Here is a 432-nt window from a genome sequence, read left to right on the forward strand (position 1 = left end):
GTCCAGCGTTACCCTGTATAATTTGTGTCTCAAAAAGCTGTACAATAGTACTCAGCTCTAGGGTTTGAACCGCACGAGCTAACTGGGCTGCTCGGTCAAAGTTGGTATATTCTAAAGCCATTTCTCGCCAGAAGCGTTGTGTACGACTTTGCAAATTATCATCTTTTTCGAGTAGGTTTCCGATAAGTCCCGCCTTTGGTTCCTCCCATGTTGTGCTCGGCATTGTGTGTAGCTTTTCCGCAAAACTTTCAAGAAAGCGCTGGCTACGCTGCTGAATATCCTCAGGAGAGTGAGTGGGTGACTGCACAAGCAAGCTCAGCCCTGGCATATTTAGAACGGGGTGATAGCTGGCAAAAACGATGTAACCTAATTGCTGCTGAGTACGCATCTCTTGGTAATAAGGGCTTTGCAATATTTGAGCGAGTAATAGCC

The 432-nt window shown here is 46.3% G+C and carries 1 protein-coding gene; it reads right to left on the reverse strand.

Annotation, left to right across the window (positions count from 1 at the left end; translation table 11 throughout):
• Positions 1–432: insulinase family protein (locus BTA35_RS18065; RefSeq protein WP_338013021.1), on the reverse strand; the 432-nt coding region annotated here is incomplete at both ends.

The organism is Oceanospirillum linum (assembly GCF_001995095.2).
GTDB lineage: Bacteria > Pseudomonadota > Gammaproteobacteria > Pseudomonadales > Halomonadaceae > Oceanospirillum > Oceanospirillum linum.